Raw genomic sequence first — 13,648 nt, 5'->3', positions numbered from 1 at the left:
CCTTTCGTTACCCCCTGCCGTTCACCCGTCCGTGGGATGATAATCATCTTCCCATCTCAGGCCGGACACACCCACATCCACACACGGCACGTTTTCGACCTTGCGCGGCGCGGGGGCCGTAGGCTCATCTTTGAAGCGTCGGCCGATGGCAGTTCGAGGGGAGGCGCCATGGCGTTGACGCCGGACGTCCGGTCGCGCGTGACCGACGTGCCGTACGACGGCCTGGCCACGATGCGACGGGAGACCGGGGTATGAGTCGGCGGGGTAACGGGCTCACGGCGGACGCCTACGTCCCGCTCGCCGACCTGACTCCGCAACTCGCCGACGCGATGCTGTCCGCCCTCCGCGAGGCGGGCATCGCCGCCTACGCCGCCCCGGCGCCGGGTAAGACCGGCGGCTACCTCGACGTGCGGCTGCCCGAGGAGCCCACCGACCGGCTGTACGCCGACGCGGAGGCCCGGCAGGCCGCCGAGGACATCCTGGAAAGGCACCTCCCCGAGCTGCGCGCCGACTACGCCGCCTCCCGCGACGAGGACGAGATCTTCGCCGAGATCGTGGCCGGGTTCGACCTGCCGACGGTCGAGGGCGAGACGCCGTGGCCCGCCGAGGAGAACCTCGACGACGGTCCGGAGGACACCGCCGGACCCGCGCTGGAGGACTCCGGGTCGGAGCGCACCGCGACGGCCCGCGTCGTCAAGCCCGCGGCCGAGGACGAGGACGAGGACGAGCACTTCGTTCCGCCTCCCCCGCCGCCGCTGCCGAAGGCGGACCCGATGACGCGGTTCGCGTGGATCGCGCTGCTCGGCGGTCCGGTGTACCTCGTGCTGTCGGTGTTCCTCGGCTGGGCCGTGCCGAGCTGGGCGGCGTTCGCCGCCGTCGCGGCGTTCATCGGCGGCTTCGTGGCACTTGTCCTCCGCATGGGCGACGATCCCCCGGACGACGACGGCGCCGTGGTCTGACGGAGATCACGGCTGAGACACTTCGCGCCTGAGCGCCCGGCGGCGTACCGCTTCGTCTCGCTACGATCGGCGGCCAGGCAGTCCAGAAACCGCGAGGTATCTCATGTCCGGCGAAGAGCCAGCACTGAGCGAAGAGCACGAACCGCCCAGGGTCGCGCCCGCGGAACCGGGCGCATACGGCCCGGCGCCCGGGGAGGCTCAGGCGGCACCCGGACCGCACGGACCGCCGCCCGGGGAGGCGCCGGCGACGCCCGGACCGCCGCCCGAGGAGGCGGTGGGAATGCCCGGCCCGTACGGCCCGCCGCCCGTCCCTGGGCCGCCGGCTCATCCTGCGGCCGCGCCTCCGTACGGAGCGGTGCCGGACGGTCCGGACCCCGGCCCGGTGCTGCCGCTCGCGCATCGGGGCAAGCGGCTCCTGGCCCGGATGATCGACGCCGTGCTCATGATGGCCGTCGCGGCGGTGCCGGTCGCGCTCGTGTGGGTCTGGGTGGGCTACCTGGCCCCCGACGGCGACTCCGGCCTGGCCGCGATCGGCGCCGTGGGCTCGGTCCTCATCGTGACCATGGTCATCGTCCTGTACGAGGGCGCACAGCTCGCCGCGTGGGGGAAGACCCTGGGCAAGCGGTGGCTGGGTCTTCGCGTCGTGCGGGCGACGCCGCCCGGCGCCCCGCTGTCCCCCGGGAAGGCGTACCTGCGCGCGGCGGTCTATCCGCCCGGATTCGCCGTCCTTCAGGTGGTGCCGATGGTGGGCCTGCTGAGCATGCTCAACGTGCTGTGGCAGTTCTGGGACCCGGCCCTCCACCAGTGCCTGCACGACAAGGTCGTCGGCACCGTGGTCATCGACGACCGGGCCGCGCGTCGCGCCCTCGCCGGCGGGTGATCGGTCCGGCGCGGAGCGGGCGTCAGCCGACGCGCAGCTCGGCGAGGACGGGACGGTGGTCGGTGGCGGCCGGGTAGTCGGTGAGCAGCTCGGGGTCGTCGGGTACGCCGCAGCGCAGGACCTCGATGCCGTGGTCGGCGAACACGCCGTCGATCCGGCGCGTCGGGTTCGCGGCGCTGAACGTCTCCCGGAGCCCGTACGGCGCGGTCGCGCCCGCGTCCTGGAAGCGCTCGGCGAGCAGGTCCCAGGCCGCGCCCCCGGACTCCTCGTTGACGTCCCCGGCCACCACGACCGGTGCGCCGGTCTCCGCGCGGACGCGGTCGAGCTCCTCGATGATCTCCTCGGCGTGGCGGCGGCGCGGCCCGGCGGCGAGGTCGAGGTGGACGCAGGCGGCGACCAGGCGGACGCCGCCGACGTCGAACAGCGCCAGCGCGAGGCCGCGCTGGTGCATGTCGGGCACGGGCGACAGCAGACGGTGCCGTCCGTGCAGGGCGGTGGCCCGCGCTCCGGCGTACAGTTGCAGCCCGGCGACGCGGCCGCGCCGCGCCGCCACCGGGACGAGCGCGGCACGCCGGGCGAGCCACCTCCGCCGGTACCGCCAGAGCTGGAAACGCGGGGCCTCCTGGACGCAGAGGATGTCCGGCCGCAGCCGCCGGACGACGCGCACGAGCGCCGCCCGGTCGTCCCGCATCGACCGGATGTTGTAACTGACCAGTCGAACGGTGGGCATCCAGGAGGTCCGGTGGCTCGCTGCCCTAGCGGGAGCGCGCGAGGTCGGCGGCGCCGACGATGCCGGCGTCCGGGCCGAGCTCGGCGATCCTGATGTCGGCGAACGCGCGGTGGCCCCGGCCGGTGAGGGCGTTCTCGAAGGCCTCCCGCGTCGGCCCGAGCAGCAGGTCGCCCGCCTCCGACAGGCCACCGCCGATGACGAACGCCCCGGGGTCGAGGATGGCCGCGAGGTCGGCGAGTCCCTGCCCGACCCAGCGGGCGATCGTGCGGAAGCACTCCAGCGCCGCGCTGTCGCCCTCGCGTGCCGCCTCGGTGATCTCCGGGCCGCTGATCCCCTCGGGCCTGCCATCGCCCAGCTCGAGCAGGCGGCCGGCGAGCGCCGGGGACACCCGGGCGATCTCGCGGGCCTCGGCGACCAGGGCGTTGCCGGAGGCGTACTGCTCCCAGCAGCCGCGGTTGCCGCAGCCGCAGCGCCGGCCGTCGGGGACGACCCGGTAGTGCCCGAACTCGGCCCCGATGCCGAAGCGGCCGCGGTAGAGCTCGCCGCCGAGGATCAGGCCGCCGCCGATGCCCGTGCCGAGGGCGACGAGGATCATGTGGTCCTCGCCGCGGCCGGCGCCGAACTTCGCCTCGCCCCAGGCGATGGCGTTCGCGTCGTTCTCCACGACGACCGGGAGGCCGACCTCGCCCTCGACCTTCTTCTTGATGGGCTCGTCGCGCCAGGCGAGATTCGGGGCGAAGAGCACCGTGGCGCGGCTCTCGTCCACGAATCCGGCGGCGCCGAGGCCGACCGCCTCGACCTCACCGAAGCGGCTCTTGAGGAGCTCGACGACCTCCGCGATCACCCGGGCCGTCTCGTGCGGGCTCGTGGACGGCGTCGGCCGACGCACCTTCTCCAGAATCCGCCCACGGTCGTCGACCACTCCGGCGGCGACCTTCGTACCGCCGACATCCACACCAATGGTCAGCGTCATGGACGCTTCTCCTCCGTCAACCCGTCGCCGTGCCGGCGCCCGCCGGGTCGTCGCCCGCCGCGCGGGGGCGCGGCCGCGTGCGCTCGAACCCTGCCATCGCCTCACGGACCGCCGAGTAGAGCTGCTCACCCGCCGCCATCACGTGGGAGAGGACCTCCGGACCGGACTCGCGGGACGCCGCGATCGCCCGGCACACCGGGCAGTAGCGGCACTCGGGCGCGCCGGTCGCGAAGTGGTCGCCCCACGCTTCGCTGGTGGCCTCGCTCCATACGTCGTCCTTCGACCCGCCGCCGGCGTTGAACCGCCGACGGAGCGTGTCGACGAGACGCACGGCCTCGTACAGCACGGATGGTGGCTGCTCACTCATTGGTCATCATCTACCTATCGTCCGGCGTGAAACCGTACCGTCTCGGAGGGTGCGCGCGCGCCACGGGGTGCCCGTGGCGGCCGGGGCCGCGCCCGCTCTCGGTGCCCGTCGCATCGGCTACCCCTCGACGCGTCGTTTCAGCCCTCTGAGGGCCGTGTCGATGATGCGCTTCTCCGCCTTCCGCTTGACCATACCGATCATGGGAACGCGCACGTCCACCGCGAGCTCGTACGTCACCTCGGTGTCGCCGTCGCGCTCGGCGAGGCGGTAGGCGCCGGTCATGCCGGTGAGCATGGTGCCGCGCTCCGCGAGGTGCCAGTGCACCGCTTCGTCGTCGTCCCAGTCGTAGGCCAGGACGTAGGTGTCCTTGATCGGCCCAGCCTCCAGCGTGATCCGCACCTGTTCGGCGCGGCCGTCGTCTCCGGCGGCGACGATCTCGGCCGCGGTGATCCCTTCCGCCCATTCAGGGTATTCCGCAAAATCGGCGATGACCGCCATGATCTCTGGCTTTTCAGCCTCGATGGTGATGCTGGAGCTCGTACGGTCCGCCATCGGCGTTTCCTTCTTTCAACTTTCTTCCGGGCGATAAAAGGGTGCGGCGCTTCGCCTTGAGCGGAGCGTAGTCTCTAGAACTCCAGAACGTACGGAACCCCGCGTGCGCGGAAGTGACCGACGTTCACGCACTCGGTGCGGCCGATGCGGGTGCGGCGGACGAGCGGCTGGTGGACGTGGCCGAACAGCGCGTATCTCGGCTGCGTCTCCTGGATGGCGCGCAGGACCGCCTCGCTGCCGCGTTCGAATCGCCGGGCGACCGTGTCGTACAGCAGTTCGGGAACGGCGGGCGGAATGTGGCAGCACAGCACGTCGACCGCTCCGATCGCCGCGACCTTGGCGGCGTAGACCTCGTCGTCGAGTTCGTACGGCGTGCGGTATTCGGTGCGCAGCCCGCCGCCGACGAATCCGAAGCGCAGGCCGCCGATCTCCACGACCTCCCCGTCGAGCACCCGCTGGCCGGGCCGCAGGCTCTCCGCCCACAGCCGGGGGATGTCGACGTTGCCGTAGGTGAGGTACGCGGGCGTGGGCATGGCGCCGAACAGCTCCTTGTACTGGCGGCGCACGGCGGCCTCGATGTGCGGTCCGGCGTCGCCCTCCAGCGTCGCCCACATCGAGCGGGAGAACGCCCGTGCCTCGTCGAATCGCTTCTGGGTGCGCAGTTCGATGAAGGTCGCGGCGTGCTCCGCCCCGAACAGCTCGGCGAAGATGCCCTTGCCGTGGTCGTCGTAGTCGATGAACAGGATCAGATCCCCGAGGCAGATGAACGCGTCCGCCCCGTCACCGGCCGGGGCGAGCGCGTCCGCCCGTCCATGCACGTCGCTGACCACATGAACCCGCATGCGCCAACTGTAAGACCCGCCGGCGGTGCGGCACGTCGCCGCGGACCGGCGACCGCGGTCGGCGCTCGGCCGCGCCGCCACGGTCGGCGTCTCGGCCGCGGTCAGTGGTCGGCGGCGGCGTCGACGAGGGTGCGCCACTCGCGGACGCGCGCGGCGTCGACCGGGGCCTGGGGCCCGCCGCCCACCGGCCGTACGGCGTCGCCGACCTGGAAGGCCCGGACCCCGGCGGCCACGAGGGCCGGGACGTGCCGGCGCCGCAGGCCGCCGCCGACGAGCATGAGCCGCGCGTCGTGGGCGGCCCGGCGCAGCAGCGCCTCCATCCCCGCCCCCACGCCGCCCGCGGCCCCGGCGCACAGGACGGAGTCGAGGCCGCGCAGCAGGCGGAGGGTCCGCCAGGCGGCCTCCGGCTCGGCGGCGTGGTCGATCGCGCGGTGGAACGTCCACGGCAACGGCAGCACCGTGTCGGCGAGCCGGGCGGTCGCGGACAGGTCGACCGTGTGGTCGGCGTGGAGGAAGCCGAACACGAAGCCGTCCGCCCCGGCGTCGGCGTGGGCGGCCGCGGCGCGGCAGAGCCGGCCGAGCTCCGGTTCGGTCGTCCGGAAGCCGTTCTTGGCCCGGAGCACCACCCGGATCGGCAGGGAGGTCGTCTTGCGCATGGCGGCGACGGTCTTGGGATCCGGGGTCAGGCCGCCGGCCTGCCGGTCGGCGACCGCCATGATGCGGTCGGCACCGCCCGTCTCGGCGGCCTCGGCGTCCACCTCGTTCATCGCGACCACCTCGAGCAACGACATCGCCTCCCCCGCGCACCGGCGCCGCGATCCCCGCGGTGAGGCGTATTCTGGCCCGGCCCCTTCGCCACCGTCCCCGGACCTGACCTGCCTTTAGGCCGAACAGACGAGGTCGTTACCGCTTCGTTCCGCTATCGCGACCACGAGACGGGGCCGGGAACGCGCATCAACGAGGTCGTTACACGCGTGGTAAGAAGAAATGCGAGACGTGTCACCGCGCCAAAGGCTACCGATCAGTATCTTGAGGCGATAGCGTCCGTGCGAATGCCCGCCGTATCAGCTGAGGAGAAGTCGTGCGCGAGTACAGCGTTCCCGCACAAGTGACGATCGCCGACTCGGCGAACCTCACCGACACGCTCTTCTCCCGGGCCGCCGAAGAGCCGGACCGCGTCGTCATTCGGCGCAAGGCCGGATCCGGGTGGCGGGACGTCACCGCGCGCGAGTTCGCCGAGGAGATCGCCCGCGTCGCCAAGGGGCTGATCTCCGCCGGTGTCGAGCCGGGCGACCGCGTGGCGCTCATGTCCCGCACGCGGTACGAATGGACCGTCGCCGACTACGCGATCTGGGCGGCGGGCGGCGTGACCGTGCCGATCTACGAGACGTCCTCGGCCTCGCAGGTCGAGTGGATCGTCGGCGACTCCGGGGCCAAGGCCGTCTTCGTCGAGACGGACGAGCACGCCAAGGCCGTCGAGTCCCTCCGGGACCGGCTGTCCGAGCTCGCGCACGTCTGGCGGATGGACGACCTGCCGAGCGGCACGGGATCCGACCAGGACCTGACGGAGCGGCGGGAGTCGCGGTCCGTCGCCGACCTGGCCACGATCATCTACACGTCGGGCACGACCGGCCGCCCGAAGGGCTGCGAGATCACCCACGGCAACCTGCTCGCGACCGCGCGGAACGTCACCGAGGGCGCGCTGACGGAGGTGTTCGGCCTGAAGAGCGGCTCGACGCTGCTGTTCCTGCCGCTCGCCCACGTCTTCGCGCGGCTCATCGAGGTCGGCTGCGTCGAGGCGGGCGTGACGCTCGGCCACACGGCCGACATGGCGCACATCGTCGACGACCTCGCCTCCTTCCAGCCGACCTTCCTGCTCGCGGTGCCGCGCGTCTTCGAGAAGGTCTACATCGGCGCCGAGCAGAAGGCCGCCGCCGACGGCAAGGGCCGCATCTTCCGCGTCGCGGCCGACACCGCGATCGCCTACAGCCGCGCCGACTCTCCCGGGCTCGGGCTGCGGCTCAAGCACGCGCTGTTCGACCGGCTGGTGTACGGCAAGCTGCGCGCCGCGATCGGCGGCCGCGTCACCCACGCCGTCTCCGGCGGCGCGGCGCTGGGCGAGCGGCTCGGCCACTTCTTCGACGGCGTCGGCATCACGATCCTCGAGGGCTACGGCCTCACCGAGACGACCGCCCCGGCGGCGGTCAACCTGCCCAGCGACAACCGCATCGGCACCGTCGGCAAGCCGATCCCCGGCAGCACGCTGCGCATCGGCGACGACGGCGAGGTGCTCGTCAAGGGGCCGAACGTCTTCGCCGGCTACTGGCACAACGAGGAGGCGTCCAAGGCCGCCCTCGAGGACGGCTGGTTCCATACCGGCGACGTGGGCGAGCTCGACGAGGACGGCTACCTCCGGATCACCGGCCGCAAGAAGGAGATCATCGTCACCGCGGGCGGGAAGAACGTCGCGCCGGCGCCGCTGGAGGACCGGCTGCGCGCGCACCCGCTGATCAGCCAGTGCGTGGTGGTCGGCGACGCCCGTAAGTTCATCGGCTGCCTGATCACCCTCGACCCCGAGGCGCTCGAGCCGTGGAAGGAGCAGCACGGCAAGACGGGGCTGTCCACCGCGGAGCTCGTGAAGGACCCGGATCTGGTGAAGGAGATCGACGCGGCGGTGGCCGACGCCAACACCACGGTGTCCCGGGCCGAGGCGATCAAGAAGTACCGGATCCTCGACGTGGACTTCACCGAGGAGTCCGGCCACCTCACCCCGACCCTGAAGGTCAAGCGCAACCTCGTCGAGAAGGACTTCGCCGACGAGATCGAGGCACTCTACGCCTGACCCCCGAAGGTCGCCGGGCGGTCAGGCCGGCGTCTTGCGGACGACGGCCGACCGCGCGAAGTCGATCAGGTGGGCGCGCATCGCGTCCTGGTCGTCGGCGTCCGGCCCGAGGATGAGCCGCGCCATCTGCGGTACGGCGGTGGGCCATGCCGCCATGCCGCACACCGTCAGGAGGGTGCGGCCGACGTCCACCGAGGGCTCGGCGCCGAGGCCCTTCGCGAGCCCCTCGATCTTCCGGCGGTAGTGGGCGCGCCTGCCTTCGTCGAACTCGCGCTGGTGGCCGTAGTGCAGTGCCTCCCACAGCAACAGTCGCTGCAGGTCGGGGTGCGCGCGGTGGTAGTCGTACATGCGGGCGACGTAGTCACCGACGTCGTCGACGTCCTGGGAGACCAGCTCGACGACCTCGTCGAGCACCTGGCTCATGACGGCGTCGAACAGCTTCTCCTTGTTGCCGAAGTGGCCGTAGATGCGCTCCTTGTTGACGCCCGCGCGCTCGGCGATGCGGTCCACCCGCGCTCCGGCGATGCCGTACGCGGCGAACTCCTCCCGCGCGGCGCCGAGCAGGGCTTGCTTCGTGGCGGCGGCGGTGTCTCTGGGCATGCGATGAGCTTACCCGAAGCTCAATCCAACTAGTTGGTTGACATCCAACCGGTTGGTTGGCTACTTTCCTCGGCATGACGACGTTGAGCTTCTCCGGCCGTACCGGAACGACCGCCCCCCAGGCGGAGCCCGCCCACGCCCCCTTCGTGGCGACCCTGGTGACGTTCGTGGCGACGGCCCTGCTGGCCACCGGCCAGCTCTACGGCGTGATCCCCCTGCTGGGCGCGATGGGCCGGGAGTGGCACGCGCCGGCCTCCGCCCTGACGTGGATGGCCAGCGCGTTCGGTTTCGGATACGCGGCCGGGTTCCTGGTGTTCGGCCCGCTGTCGGACCGGTTCGGCCGACGCCGGATCATCGTGACGGGCATCGCCGCCACCGCGGTGACGACCGCGCTCGTGGCCCTGTCCTCCAGTCTCGGCATGGCGATCGGCCTTCGGGTCCTGCAGGGCGTGACCACCGCCGCGTTCGCTCCCGTCGCGTTCACCTACATCGCCGAACGCGCCGAGCCACGGCACCGCCCCACCCTGTTGTCCGCGGTGATCGGCGCGTTCCTCGCGTCGGCGGTGTTCGGTCAGCTCGCCGCGCAGGGCATCGCGGCGGTGGGGGGCTGGCGCGCGGTGTTCGCCGTGTTCGCGGTCGCCTTCGCCCTCGTCGCCGTCGCGCTGCGGCGGGTGATGCTGCCCGGCCGTCCCGGCACCACGGGCTCCCCGCTCGACGCGTACCGCGCCATGCCGCGCCTCCTCGCCCACCGCCGCCTCATCCCGCTCTACCTGGCGAGCCCGATGGTCCTCGGTTCGTTCGTCGCCCTCTACACCGGCCTGGCCCTCACCGGCGCGGCGGGCGGGCCGGCGGCACTGCTCACCCTGCGCGCGGCGGCGCTTCCGGCGATCCTCGCGATCCCCTTCGTGACGCCCGTCCTGCAGCGCGTCCCCGGAGCGCGCCGCGCGACCGGAGCGCTGACGCTGTCCGCCGTGTCGGCCGCGCTGATCGGACTGACCCACCCGGGCACCCTGGGGCTCGCGATCCTGCTGAACGCCTTCGTCGCCGGTGTCGGCCTCACCGCCCCCGCTCTGATCGAGACCATCGGCGGCCGCGCCGGTGCGGCGCGGGGCACGGCGGTGTCCCTGTTCACCTTCATCCTCTTCGTCGGTGCCAGCGTCGGCCCGCAGGTCGCCGGCGCGCTGAGCGCGCACGGCCTGCCCACCCTGGCGTTCGTCCTCGCGGCCCTGCTCGCCCTGGGCGCGGCGCTCACCCTGACCGCCCGCCGCTGACCGCTCCGGCTCACGGACCGTCGTCCCCCCGGATCTCCGGGGGGACGACGGTCCGTTCGTCATGACGTGGTGGTGAACGCGCGGCGGTACGCGGAGGGTGACGTGCGCATGACCCGCAGGAAGTGCGAGCGGAAGGTGACGGGACTGGCGAAACCGACCGCGCGGGCGATCTCCTCGACCGGCGCGGAGGTCTTCTCCAGGAGCGGCAGGCTGGCCTGGATCCGCTGGCCGATCAGCCACCGGGCGGGGCTGGTCCCCATGCAGCGCGCGAAGTGGCGCAGGAACGTCCGGGCGGACATGTGCGCGCGGGCGGCGAGCACGTCGACGGTGATCTCCTCCCGCAGATTGGCCAGTGCCCAGGTCGTCACCCGGGCGATCCGGTCGTCGCCGGCGTCGACGGTCACGGGCGCCTCGATGAACTGCGCCTGGCCGCCGTCGCGGTGCGGGGGGATCACCAGCCGCCGCGCCACCGCGTTGGCGACGCTCGGCCCGTGGTCACGGCGGACCAGATGCAGGCACAGGTCCAGACCCGCGGCGCTGCCGGCGCTGGTCAGGACGTCGCCGTCGTCGATGTAGAGGACGTCGGGGTTCACCCGGACGAGAGGGAACCGCCGCCGCAGCAGGCCGGCGTACTGCCAGTGGGTGGTCGCCGGCCGGTGGTCCAGCAGTCCGGCGGCGGCCAGGGCGAACGCGCCGGAGCAGATCGACACGACGCGGGCGCCCCGCTCGTGGGCCAGGCGCAGGGCCGCGACCAGCTCCGGCGAGGACTCCCCGCGTACGTCGGGGACGCCGGGGACGATGACGGTGTCGGCCGAGGCGAAGGTGTCCAGGCCGTGCTCGGTGTGGATGGCGGCACCGCCGACGATCGGGACCGGACCGGGTCGCTCGGCGCACACGGCCAGGTCGTACCACGGCACGTCCAGCTCCGGCCTCGGCAGCCCGAACACCTCGGTGACGATGCCCGTCTCGAACGGCGACATGCCCGCGTAGGCGAGCACCGCGACCACCGACCCCGGCCTCGAGCGCATGGCGGGATCCTAGCGGTGGGTGACGTTGACGCCACTGTTCCCCCGGAGGCGTCGTCGGCCACGATGACCGTCATGTCCAGTGTCCTCAGCACCGCGCCGGCTCCTCCCGACGAGGCCGCCCGCCACTTCGCCGCCCGCCTGGCCTTCGAGGCCGACGTGTCCGACGTCCACGCCGACCTGGAGGCCGGCGTGCCCGGCCTGGTCGTCGTCGACTCCCGCAACGTCGAGGCGTGGGAGCAGGGCCACCTGCCCGGCGCCCTGCACCTGCCCACCGCCCTGATCGGGGAACGTGCCCCCGCCCTCGTCTCTCCGGACACCACGGTCGTCACCTACTGCTGGGGACCGGGATGCAACGGGGCGACCCGGGCCGCGCTGGCCTTCGCCCGGCTGGGCTACCGGGTGAAGGAGATGATCGGCGGCTACGAGTACTGGGTGCGCGAGGGATTCGCGGTCGAGACCGCGACCGGGCGCCTCAGCAGGCCGGTCGACGCCCTGACCGCCCCGGTGGCGGGCGCCTCCTGCGGCTGCTAGCGCAGTCCGTTCCGGTGAGGAACCCTGGTGGCCACCGCCCCTGGAAGGCGGTGAACACCAGTGATCAAGCCCCGGGTCGGCCCGCGAGGAGGGCGGCGAAGCGGGCGGCCTGGACCTCCCAGCGCCACTCGCGCTCGACCCACGAACGCCCCTGCTTGCCCATCGCCTGCGCCGCGGACGGGTCGCGCAGCAGGCCGATGACGGCGTCGGCGACCGCGCCCACCGAGTGGCCGTCGACCACGATGCCGGTCTCACCGTCGAGGACGGCGTCGGGGGCGCCGCCGGAGTCGCCCGCCACCACCGGCAGAGCGGTGGCGGACGCCTCGAGGTAGACGATCCCCAGGCCCTCGACGTCGAGCCCGCGATGGCGGGTCCGGCAGGGCATGGCGAACACGTCACCGGCGTCGTAGTGCGCGGGAAGCTCCTCCCAGGGGACCGTGCCGGTCAGGTGCACGGCGTCCGCCACGCCCAGCTCGACGCGGAGCCGGTCGAGCGTGGTGCGGTACGGGCCGCCGCCGACGATCAGGAGGGCGGCGTCCGGGACGGCCCGCAGCACCTGCGGCCAGGCGCGGATCAGCGCGTCCTGCCCCTTGCGCGGGACCAGCCGGGAGACACAGACCACGACCGGGCGGTCCGCCAGGCCGTACCGGGCCCGGATCTCCTCTCCCCCGGCGCCGGGGTGGAACACCGCCTCGTCGACGCCGGGGGCCAGCCGCCGCATCCGCGCCACCGCCGCGGGCGACAGCGCGCGGGCCATCCGGCTGCGGGTGTACTCGCCCAGGTAGGTGAGCACGTCGACGTGGTCCCCGATCCGGCGCAGCAACCGGCGCGATCCGGGCAGCGCCGCCCACCCCGCCTCGTGACCGTGCGTGATCCCGACGAACCGCTCGACGCCGGACCGCCGCAGGCGCGGGGCCAGCAGCCCGAGCGGCGCCGCCGCGCCGAAGACCACCGAGTCACAACCCTCCGCGCGGACGATCTCGGCGGCGCGCCGCAGCACGGACGGGACCGGGAGCATCAACGGCCTTGGGTGCCGGACCACCGGGAACGCCTGTGCGGCATCGAACTCCGCCGCGCCCTCCCACGCGGGGGCGTACACGATGAGGGAGCCCGGCGGCCGGCGGGCCGCCAGGTTGTGCACGAACGCCTGGATGCCGCCCGGCCGGGGCGGGAAGTCGTTGGTCAGGACGAGCGTCTTCCTCATCGATGCCAGCATCGCATGGGTTCTGTGATCACCTTTACGCGCCCCCGTGACCGGAGCGAAACAGGGAGTTAATGTGGTTACGCGCGTCCTGGCCGCCCGGTCCCCGCCCGGCCTGCGAAGTGTGCACGGCGGACCCGACGAGGCACGGCGGTGAGCTTCACGACGAGGAGGAGCCACCCATGACCGAGACCCCCCGACCCCCGACCCCCCTCTCCACGATCGCCGATCCCGCCCCGCTCGGGCTGGCGGCGTTCGCACTGACCACCTTCCTTCTCTCCGCGAAGAACGCCGGGTGGACCGACGGCACGGACGCCTGGCTCGGATACGCGTTCGCGTACGGCGGCCTGATCCAGCTGCTGGCCGGCATGTGGGAGTTCCGCAACCGGAACGTCTTCGGCGCGACCGCGTTCGCCTCCTACGGCGGATTCTGGATCGGCCTCGCGCTGTACGTCCGCTGGGTCGCGCCCATGGCCGCGGCGACGGCGGCGGCCACGAAGGCGAACCCGGAGCACCTCGTCCAGAACGACCTCGGCTGGATCCTGCTGGCGTTCGCGATCTTCAACGCCTACATGCTCCTGTGGAGCACCCAGGTGACGGCGGCGGTCTTCGGGGTGTTCCTGACCCTGGAGCTCACCGAGATCATCCTGTTCATCGGCAACCTCTCGCACAGCAGCGGGGTCATCAAGTTCGGCGGCTGGGTGGGCGTCCTCACCGCCCTGGTCGCCTGGTACGCCTCCGCGGCCGGCGTGGTCAACGGGATGGGCGGCCGGTACGCGCTGCCGGTCGGCGGGCCGTTCGGCGCGCGCCGCACCGTGGAGACGGCCCCGGTCACCCAGTAGGCGCCACGCTCACCATCGTCCGTACGCCCC

Annotated in this window: 15 protein-coding genes; 6 read left to right on the top strand and 9 right to left on the bottom strand. The window is 72.8% G+C overall.

Annotated features, from left to right (window positions below):
- The first annotated feature begins 251 nt into the window (after positions 1-251).
- Both AB0K82_RS17540 and AB0K82_RS17535 read left to right on the top strand, forming a co-directional pair.
- Positions 252-959, top strand: coding sequence for a hypothetical protein (locus AB0K82_RS17540; protein WP_364398013.1), 708 nt, complete (start codon positions 252-254; stop codon positions 957-959).
- Positions 960-1,314: 355 nt separating this feature from the next.
- Entirely contained in the window at positions 1,315-1,839 is a 525-nt protein-coding gene (locus AB0K82_RS17535; protein WP_364398011.1) for an RDD family protein, read from the top strand.
- A gap of 22 nt (positions 1,840-1,861) precedes the next feature.
- Here the strand turns inward: AB0K82_RS17535 and AB0K82_RS17530 are convergent, their stop codons facing one another.
- The 6 genes from AB0K82_RS17530 to AB0K82_RS17505 form a co-directional block, all read right to left on the bottom strand.
- Positions 1,862-2,569 carry an endonuclease/exonuclease/phosphatase family protein gene (locus tag AB0K82_RS17530; protein WP_364398009.1) on the bottom strand — a complete coding sequence of 236 codons (708 nt, stop codon included), beginning with the start codon at positions 2,567-2,569 and terminating at the stop codon, positions 1,862-1,864.
- A gap of 25 nt (positions 2,570-2,594) precedes the next feature.
- Positions 2,595-3,542, bottom strand: a complete 948-nt coding sequence (locus tag AB0K82_RS17525) for an ROK family glucokinase (RefSeq protein WP_364398007.1) — start codon at positions 3,540-3,542, stop codon at positions 2,595-2,597.
- A gap of 16 nt (positions 3,543-3,558) precedes the next feature.
- A complete protein-coding gene (locus AB0K82_RS17520; protein ID WP_364398006.1) occupies positions 3,559-3,909 on the bottom strand; it encodes a hypothetical protein in 351 nt (116 codons plus the stop codon).
- Positions 3,910-4,026: 117 nt separating this feature from the next.
- On the bottom strand, positions 4,027-4,461 hold the full coding sequence (locus AB0K82_RS17515) for an SRPBCC family protein (protein WP_364398004.1): 435 nt from the start codon (positions 4,459-4,461) through the stop codon (positions 4,027-4,029).
- A gap of 74 nt (positions 4,462-4,535) precedes the next feature.
- Positions 4,536-5,303, bottom strand: coding sequence for a metallophosphoesterase (locus tag AB0K82_RS17510; RefSeq protein ID WP_364398002.1), 768 nt, complete (start codon positions 5,301-5,303; stop codon positions 4,536-4,538).
- A 101-nt stretch (positions 5,304-5,404) separates the two neighbouring features.
- Positions 5,405-6,094, bottom strand: coding sequence for a copper homeostasis protein CutC (locus AB0K82_RS17505; RefSeq protein WP_364398000.1), 690 nt, complete (start codon positions 6,092-6,094; stop codon positions 5,405-5,407).
- Positions 6,095-6,384: 290 nt separating this feature from the next.
- Between AB0K82_RS17505 and AB0K82_RS17500 the strand changes: the two genes are divergently transcribed.
- Entirely contained in the window at positions 6,385-8,145 is a 1,761-nt protein-coding gene (locus tag AB0K82_RS17500) for a long-chain fatty acid--CoA ligase (RefSeq protein WP_364397998.1), read from the top strand.
- 21 nt (positions 8,146-8,166) lie between these two features.
- Here the strand turns inward: AB0K82_RS17500 and AB0K82_RS17495 are convergent, their stop codons facing one another.
- Positions 8,167-8,745 carry a TetR family transcriptional regulator gene (locus AB0K82_RS17495; RefSeq protein ID WP_364397996.1) on the bottom strand — a complete coding sequence of 193 codons (579 nt, stop codon included), beginning with the start codon at positions 8,743-8,745 and terminating at the stop codon, positions 8,167-8,169.
- A gap of 74 nt (positions 8,746-8,819) precedes the next feature.
- Here AB0K82_RS17495 and AB0K82_RS17490 point away from each other — a divergent pair, with 74 nt between their 5' ends.
- On the top strand, positions 8,820-10,016 hold the full coding sequence (locus AB0K82_RS17490) for an MFS transporter (protein WP_364397995.1): 1,197 nt from the start codon (positions 8,820-8,822) through the stop codon (positions 10,014-10,016).
- A gap of 59 nt (positions 10,017-10,075) precedes the next feature.
- Here the strand turns inward: AB0K82_RS17490 and AB0K82_RS17485 are convergent, their stop codons facing one another.
- Positions 10,076-11,044, bottom strand: coding sequence for a helix-turn-helix domain-containing protein (locus AB0K82_RS17485; protein ID WP_364397993.1), 969 nt, complete (start codon positions 11,042-11,044; stop codon positions 10,076-10,078).
- A 72-nt stretch (positions 11,045-11,116) separates the two neighbouring features.
- Here AB0K82_RS17485 and AB0K82_RS17480 point away from each other — a divergent pair, with 72 nt between their 5' ends.
- Positions 11,117-11,575 (top strand): rhodanese-like domain-containing protein, encoded by a 459-nt coding sequence (locus tag AB0K82_RS17480; protein WP_364397991.1) that lies wholly within the window; start codon positions 11,117-11,119, stop codon positions 11,573-11,575.
- Positions 11,576-11,639: 64 nt separating this feature from the next.
- Here AB0K82_RS17480 and AB0K82_RS17475 read toward each other — a convergent pair whose 3' ends face one another.
- Positions 11,640-12,779, bottom strand: coding sequence for a glycosyltransferase family 4 protein (locus AB0K82_RS17475; RefSeq protein WP_364397989.1), 1,140 nt, complete (start codon positions 12,777-12,779; stop codon positions 11,640-11,642).
- Positions 12,780-12,958: 179 nt separating this feature from the next.
- On the opposite strand from AB0K82_RS17475, the gene AB0K82_RS17470 reads away from it, so the two are divergent.
- On the top strand, positions 12,959-13,618 hold the full coding sequence (locus tag AB0K82_RS17470; protein WP_364397988.1) for an acetate uptake transporter: 660 nt from the start codon (positions 12,959-12,961) through the stop codon (positions 13,616-13,618).
- Positions 13,619-13,648: the final 30 nt, after the last annotated feature.

The organism is Actinoallomurus sp. NPDC052274, from assembly GCF_040679475.1.
GTDB lineage: Bacteria > Actinomycetota > Actinomycetes > Streptosporangiales > Streptosporangiaceae > Actinoallomurus > Actinoallomurus liliacearum.
Note: the sequence above shows the minus strand (reverse complement) of the source record. Positions and strands in the feature narration are given on the sequence as shown.